The following is a 6,965-nucleotide window of genomic DNA, read 5'->3' as shown; positions in this document are numbered from 1 at the left end:
CGGCAATGCATCAATCTCCATGTGAGGATAGGGCTGGTCAAGTGGTTTAGATACGGTCGGAGCACGGGAGTGCGTTGTCCAACGATTACGTTCTTCGATAAGAGAACGGGTCAATTCACGATATTTTTCAAGCATTTCCTGTTGTCTGATATTTTCTTTCAGGCAATAGTAGATAATTTCAAACTGACAGTTTATAATAGGGGTATACAGCACTTGCTTTTCCTTCTTTCTGGGGATAGTTTGGTAGTCGGATACCTACTATTTTACCGATAAATGAGGGAGGGGCAAGTGTTTTTTGTCTTTTCCTTGATAGAACAACGGTTATAGACCTTTAAGAACAAAAAAATTTGACAGTAACTGTTAGTTAGAGGAGAGGGTATTGATGAAAAAGTGGTGGTATGGTGGCTTGGTTTTTATGGTATTAGCTGGTTGTGCAAACGGCGAAGACTCAACTGAAAATGAATCAGAGGAACAGGAATTTACTGATGAGACTGACGACATATCAGAGGAGAATACAGAAGAAACAGATGGGGGTTCTACTGATAGTGAGGACCAGGAAGAATTAGTAATCGATGATGGTGAAGATACTGACCAAATGCAGTTCGTCACTCAGATTTCAGATGAAGAAAGCGGATTGACGGTTGGAAACGATGAAATTCTTTCTATGTTAAACGACTTAATCGAAAATTCCAGGACAAATGAAATAGGTGATGAAGGACAAGTGCGTGCACAATACTCGGGATTGTTCCTAACTGATGAAACGAACCTTCTATATGGTGTCTTTCTTTTATCTAACCGAACAGAAGAAGCTATGACTAATATCGGCATTACCCTTTCCGTTGCTACAGAAGATGACGTGCTCTTTGATAATAAATCTATATATTTGGATCAAGAACACTTCGGTATACTTGAACCCGATACAGTTATGCCTGTATATGTTGAGCTGGATATAAATCAATTGGAAAGTGTGGAAGAACTGAGTGACTCCCGTCAAGAAACTACTTATATTAGTGATGTTATGTTTGATGTTCCAGGTGAAAATCCAGACTCTAGAGATCCTGAAGGTTTTGAGGTTGGTTATCGTCCAGAGTATATTATGGCACAGGCTAATGAAGAAAATAGAGAGGGACAATGGGAAGAAAGTGCTCCAGAACTTGAGTATGTGTTACCTGATAACATAGATCAGGGAGATATAAGTACAGCCCTGATACATGTTGAGCAAATTGTTGATCTTGCTGCAATGGAATCTATAGATAACGATATTTCTATTTTCTGGGCCGGAGTAGCTGAACAAGATGGGAATGGAGAAGACTGGAAAGGGATTTTCCTACTGATGAATAGAACAGGAGAAGACTTTCAAAATATAGAATTTGGCTTTACATTAGAAGACGAAAACGGTGAAACTGTCTTTGAAAATCAATCTATATCTTTACCTGAGGAAGAGTTTGGTGTCTTAAGAGATGGTACAATGATGCCAGTGTCCATTACTGTCCCGGAAGAAGGCGAAGCAGTCTTTATGGGTATTATAGAACAATACGGCGCTGTGTACCGCTTCGAATCATGGGAAGCAGAATAATAGATGGAGGCCCGACATATACAGATGACTTAAGAATTTAGAGGACAAACTGCCAAGTAATTTATTTTAAGGTAATTTTAAAATGCTGGCCCTCAAAGGTTAAGAGAGTATTCTAACCTTTTAGGGTCCTTTGTATGTTACCATATAGCAATAATTTAAATTAGAAAGCTATGTATCACATCGTAGCTTGATATAATGGTGAATAAAGTAACTTGAAATCACTTACCCCTTTTCATAATGATAAGCAGTAGCTGATGCCAATAAATCTATCGTTATCTCAGCTACTGCTTATTCATATTGACTATACAAAAATTACTAACAGGTCCAACCAATATGGATGCTAATGTTAAGTAGTCCTAAGTTTAGGTTAAGAGCAAACTATCCTAAATCAGTCCAAAGTACTTGAAGGCGTTATATAACCCATCGCTCATTACGTCATTGGTAACATAATCAGCTATTTCTTTAATTTCCGTTCCGCCATTGCCCATAGCCACACCCGTTGTGCAATATTCGAGCATCGGGATGTCTACTTTGGCATCTCCGAAAGCAATAGTGTGTTTATCAGATTCATTCAGATAAGTCATCAGAAGGTCTAAAGCTGTCTGTTTATCGATATTATCCAAGGCAACATCTCCGAACAAAGCCGTTTCTCCTGCACCACCCCAGGTTCCTACTTTAAAGTCACTAAACACTTCTCTAGCTTCCAGATAATCACTGTAATCATTCAACACGAAACTAATTTTATTTATTTTTTCGCGGTATAAATTTTCACCAAATATCATATCTGGGAAAGCGTCTTTTACAGTGATTTTATCGGCATCTTCATTTCCTTTACGGGCCGTGTAGACTTGAAGTGGTTTCTGTGCGCGTTCCGCAAAATATTCGCTCCCATACAATCCTTCATTGCTTTCGAGATAAAATTCAAGACCTTTATCACGAAGCCAGTCGACAATGTTTTTGCAATCTTCGTAAGAAAGGCTGCGTTCAGAAATGATTTCCCCATCACTTTCGATATAGCTCCCGTTCCCGCCAATATAACCGTCGAAACCAATTGATAGAATGTCCTCGTACATTTCAGCTTTACTTCGTCCAGTGACAGTGTACACTTTATGACCATTTTTCTGAGCTTGTTTAATAGCTGTAACAGCACTTTCGGGCAATTCATTTTCGTAAGAGACCAGCGTCCCGTCTACATCTAAAAAAATATAGTGTCTGTTCATTTCTTTTCCTCCTGACTTCGGAATGATATTAATTGTTAAGCAGTCAAATTAAAAATTAAAACCTGAATAACCACCGCTTAAGACACTCGTCTCGTCGGTCAGTTATTCAGGTTTTGCCTAGTCGAACTAGTCACAATCCTTATTTATCTATAGTATACCAGATATTATAATCTTTTCCAGGTGGTCATTCATCACCTTCATATTCCAGGATATCTCCGGGCTGACAGTTTAGCGCTTTGCATAGTGCTTCTAGAGTCGAAAAACGGATAGCTGCAGCCTTTCCTGTCTTCAGCTTGGATAAATTCACGTTGGAGATACCGACTTCTTCTGCCAGATCTTTAAGGAGTATTTTCCGGTCAGCCATAACTCGGTCCAATCTAACTATAATTGTCATGGGATAACTCCTCCTTTAAATTGTCTCGTCTAATAGTGTCTGTAGTTCGATGCCATAATTAAATATTTCAGCAGCAACGTAGAGGATCAGTCCGATCACAAAGTAACTGCTTAGAGAGAAGAAGAAGTAGCTTGCATCTTCTGCAAGAAGAGTTACTAAACCGGAATAGATGATAGGGGTGACAGCATCAAATCCGATCATGATATAACTTATCTTCTTTAAGTTCATCTGGAGAGAAGGGTGTATATCCTTCATAGAGGTTGTCGAAAAGCTGACTTCCTTTCAGTAATACATAAACATGGATAAGCGAGAATATTGGAACAGCAAATAAAGCAGCACGCTCCAATACCTCATCGGTAATAGGATTTCTTTGAAATTGAAAAAAGGTAAAGCCGGCAGGTTCAAATTGTAATGAACCATTAGCTCTGAAAAGAGTAACATAAAGGCCGACTACTATTATAAAAATAAACATTCCGGCTAGTACTTTAAATATCACAGATGTAAAACGACAGATGAACTGAAACTTTTTGATATTCATATTTGGAAACCACTTTTTTCTTTGATGGCTATATCATACTCGTTGAAACTAATGACTGTCAACAATAAATTAACGATAAACATTAATTATTTAATCCGTAGCATTATAACAAACAGGCGTGACCATTAGCGGCCACGCCTATATACTATTTAATTGAAAAAATTACATCATCTTTTTAAGCCAGTCCAGCACCTTACTACTGTATGGAGGGTACCGTAGAGGAATATCGAACAGTGTTGTCTTTTCAGTCACGCTTTTAGAATGGGTAAATGTATCGAAACTATATTTTCCATGGTAATTCCCCATACCGCTATGGCCGACTCCGCCGAACGGCATATTAAGATTGGCGAAGTGAATCAGTGTATCATTGATGCAACCTCCGCCAAATGACAGAGATCCCATAACGAACTCCTTATAAACCTCAGATTCAGTAAAAAGATAGAAAGCCAGTGGTTTAGGACGGTCCTGGAGAGTATGGACTGTATCGACGATTGAGTCATACCCAATAATCGGTAGAAGCGGCCCGAAAATTTCCTCCGTCATAATCTGACTGTCCCAGTCTGGATCGTCAACCAATGTAGGGGCAATAGATAGGGTGTCTCTGCTGTATTCTCCTCCATGAAGAATAGATTCATTATCCATAAGCCCAACAAGTCGATCAAAGTGTTTTTCAGTAATAATACGAGCATAGTCATCATTTTCTAAAGGCTGTTCTCCGTAGAAGCGTCTGAGGACCTCTTGGATCAGAAGGATCAGTCTATGTTTAACAGATTCGTGCACCAGGACGAAATCAGGAGCAATACACGTCTGTCCTGCATTGACAAACTTACCCCATACGATACGACAGGCAGCCTTCACAATGTCTGCATCCTCCGTCACGACACAGGGGCTTTTTCCACCCAATTCAAGAGTGACTGGAGTAAGTGTCTTACTGGCAGTCTGCATGATTTTTTTGCCTACTTCAGTGCTTCCAGTAAAGAAACAATGATCGAATCCCTGTTTTAATAAGGTCTGGGTCGTGTCCGCTTCCCCTTCGTATACAGTTAGATACTGTTCGTCAAAATTTTCAGTAATTATCTTACTGATCAGCGCAGAGGTATGAGAACTCACCTCTGAGGGCTTGATGACCGCACAGTTTCCAGCCGCAATGGCGCCTGCAAGTGGGGTCAGTGCTAGTGCAAGAGGGTAGTTCCACGGAGAAATGATCAGAACGGTTCCCAATGGGTCATGCATAATTTTACTTTTTGAATAAAAATGCAACAGAGGCGTACGAACTTTCTGGGGTTTCGCCAGTTTCTTCAGATTCTTAAGCATATAGTTTATCTCATCATAGACGACTTGAATTTCAGTGACATAAGTCTCGAAGGATGACTTGCCGAAATCCTTGTGGACAGCCTCGACTATGTCATCCTGATGAGCGATGAGCGTTTTCTTCAGCTTCATCAGCTGTTTTTTTCGAAAGTCTACAGATAAAGTCTCTCCCTGATAAAAGTAATTTCTCTGTTTTTTTGCAATGGTTTCAATACTCATGGTAAAAATCCTTTCTTAATGCGTTTTAGTTTGATATGAGGTCTAAAATAGCTGTGAAATCGTCTGAAGTGAACATTACCGGGACCGGATATAACGGATTAGCTTCCTTGATGGCATGCCGGGAAAGAGGGAGATAATCTTTCTTCTGGACCCTATCCAGTTTGTCCGGAATAGTCATCTTCTGATTTAGTTTTTCTATCCAACTAATGAATGCTTCTGCTTTCTCTTTCTCTGATGCTGAACTTTCAGTCAGTCCAAGCTTGTCAGATAGTCTTGAAAGATCAGGCTGAACAGCAGATCCGTAATATCTTAGAACGACTGGCAGCAGCATGGCATTCGTCCGACCATGAGGAGCGCCGTAGAAAGCCGTTAGGGCATGAGAAATGGCATGGATGTTTCCGACATACGCTCGTGTAAAAGCTTGTCCGGCTTTATAGGATGCCATCAGCATATTTTCTCTTGCGGTCAAGTCTGACCCGTTATTATAAGATTGAAGCAAGTTGGAGTGGATGAGAAGAATCGCTTCTTCACTCAACCGTCTAGTTGCTGATGTGTTGCTTCGACCGATATAGGCTTCGACAGCATGAGTCAAGGCATCCATCCCTGTTTCTGCAGTGAGCTGTGGCGGAAGACTTTTAAGAAGGACTGGATCAAGAACAGCGTAATCCGGAATCAGAGAGGGGTCCATAATCGTGAACTTTTCCTTTTTCTCCGGGTCTGACACAACCGCAGCTGCAGTCGCCTCGCTTCCAGTACCAGCGGTTGTCGGTACAGCGATAAGAGGAGGAAGAGCATGTCTGATTTTAAGCAGCCCCTTAAATGATTTAAGTGATTTTTGAGGTTTTCCTATAATAATAGATGCCGCTTTTGAAGCATCAAGCACTGACCCACCCCCAACCGCCACTATGCAATCTGAATGAAAGCTGTTGTATCTGACAGCTGCTCTTTCAATGGTACGAATGCTCGGATTAGCTTCGATATCACTAAAAATAGTGTAACTGATGTCTGACTGGTCCAGGCAAGTTTTGAGCTTGTTCAATACTCCAGCACGGGTAATCCCAGAGTCCGTTAAAATCAGTACACGCTGACAGCTGTGAGAGCGAATGATGTCTGGCAAGGAATGAACGGATCCAGGTCCTTTAAGCAGCTCTGGGTCTTTCCAGCTTAGAAAAAAAGATGTAAGATGAAGCGATTTTTGATATAGCCGGTTTAACAGGGTTATCATAATAATGACCTCCTATTGTTAAGGTATCATCTCTCTTATAACTTTAACCTTCTTATAGAAGAAGTTCAATCATTAACACATAGAGAGTTGAAACCGCTTATGTTTGAAAGGGCTAGTCTATATGCTATAATTGATGAACACATGTGGTAACTCCCAATAATCTATGAAAAATTATGTTTCCCAAATTTCTCGTTGCTCGTATGATGATTTCTGTCGATGAAGGTAATATAATCCAATCCTTGTCTGGATTAAACAGCTTTATAACAGATCCAGTAAAGCAACGAGAAGTATAAGAAGGCATGTTTAAAAAACTTCGTTTTTTTGAAGTTTTTCGAGATATGTAAAATCACTTCTACAGTATTAGTCCGTGTACTGTAGAACACTGTTCCCGAAAGATAATAAACGGATCCACTTGTCGGGCATTGTTTTTGCATCATCATGGACGAATGGAATCCTCACAGGAACTTCGCCATCTAATGACT

8 protein-coding genes are annotated in these 6,965 nt (G+C 40.2%); 1 reads left to right on the top strand and 7 read right to left on the bottom strand.

All coding sequences use genetic code 11. From position 1 onward, the window contains the following. A partial coding sequence (locus BLR76_RS10730; protein ID WP_143009249.1) for a hypothetical protein occupies nucleotides 1-213 on the bottom strand: 213 nt, incomplete at its 3' end. 169 nt (nucleotides 214-382) lie between these two features. Here BLR76_RS10730 and BLR76_RS10725 point away from each other — a divergent pair. Then, nucleotides 383-1,576 carry a hypothetical protein gene (locus BLR76_RS10725; protein WP_091268817.1) on the top strand — a complete coding sequence of 398 codons (1,194 nt, stop codon included), beginning with the start codon at nucleotides 383-385 and terminating at the stop codon, nucleotides 1,574-1,576. A gap of 383 nt (nucleotides 1,577-1,959) precedes the next feature. Here the strand turns inward: BLR76_RS10725 and BLR76_RS10720 are convergent, their stop codons facing one another. The 6 genes from BLR76_RS10720 to BLR76_RS10695 all read right to left on the bottom strand — a co-directional run bounded on the left by BLR76_RS10720 (nucleotide 1,960) and on the right by BLR76_RS10695 (nucleotide 6,483). Then, complete coding sequence (locus BLR76_RS10720) at nucleotides 1,960-2,796, bottom strand: Cof-type HAD-IIB family hydrolase (RefSeq protein WP_091268815.1); 837 nt, start codon at nucleotides 2,794-2,796, stop codon at nucleotides 1,960-1,962. A gap of 184 nt (nucleotides 2,797-2,980) precedes the next feature. Continuing rightward, the gene (locus tag BLR76_RS10715) at nucleotides 2,981-3,190 is read right to left on the bottom strand and encodes a helix-turn-helix domain-containing protein (protein WP_091268812.1); all 210 of its coding nucleotides are present in this window, start codon (nucleotides 3,188-3,190) and stop codon (nucleotides 2,981-2,983) included. Between the two features lie 15 nt (nucleotides 3,191-3,205). After that, a complete protein-coding gene (locus BLR76_RS10710; protein ID WP_091268810.1) occupies nucleotides 3,206-3,391 on the bottom strand; it encodes a hypothetical protein in 186 nt (61 codons plus the stop codon). Next, nucleotides 3,378-3,728 carry a hypothetical protein gene (locus BLR76_RS10705; RefSeq protein WP_091268808.1) on the bottom strand — a complete coding sequence of 117 codons (351 nt, stop codon included), beginning with the start codon at nucleotides 3,726-3,728 and terminating at the stop codon, nucleotides 3,378-3,380. The genes BLR76_RS10710 and BLR76_RS10705 overlap by 14 nt, the downstream gene beginning before the upstream one ends. Nucleotides 3,729-3,890: 162 nt before the next feature. After that, on the bottom strand, nucleotides 3,891-5,258 hold the full coding sequence (locus tag BLR76_RS10700; protein ID WP_091268807.1) for an aldehyde dehydrogenase: 1,368 nt from the start codon (nucleotides 5,256-5,258) through the stop codon (nucleotides 3,891-3,893). Nucleotides 5,259-5,283: 25 nt separating this feature from the next. Further along, nucleotides 5,284-6,483: an iron-containing alcohol dehydrogenase gene (locus BLR76_RS10695; RefSeq protein ID WP_091268806.1), complete on the bottom strand. Its 1,200-nt coding sequence runs from the start codon at nucleotides 6,481-6,483 to the stop codon at nucleotides 5,284-5,286. Nucleotides 6,484-6,965 lie beyond the last annotated feature (482 nt).

Origin of the sequence: Alkalibacterium thalassium, from assembly GCF_900101165.1 — a bacterium.
Taxonomy (GTDB): Bacteria; Bacillota; Bacilli; order Lactobacillales; family Carnobacteriaceae_A; genus Alkalibacterium; species Alkalibacterium indicireducens.
Note: the sequence above shows the minus strand (reverse complement) of the source record. Positions and strands in the feature narration are given on the sequence as shown.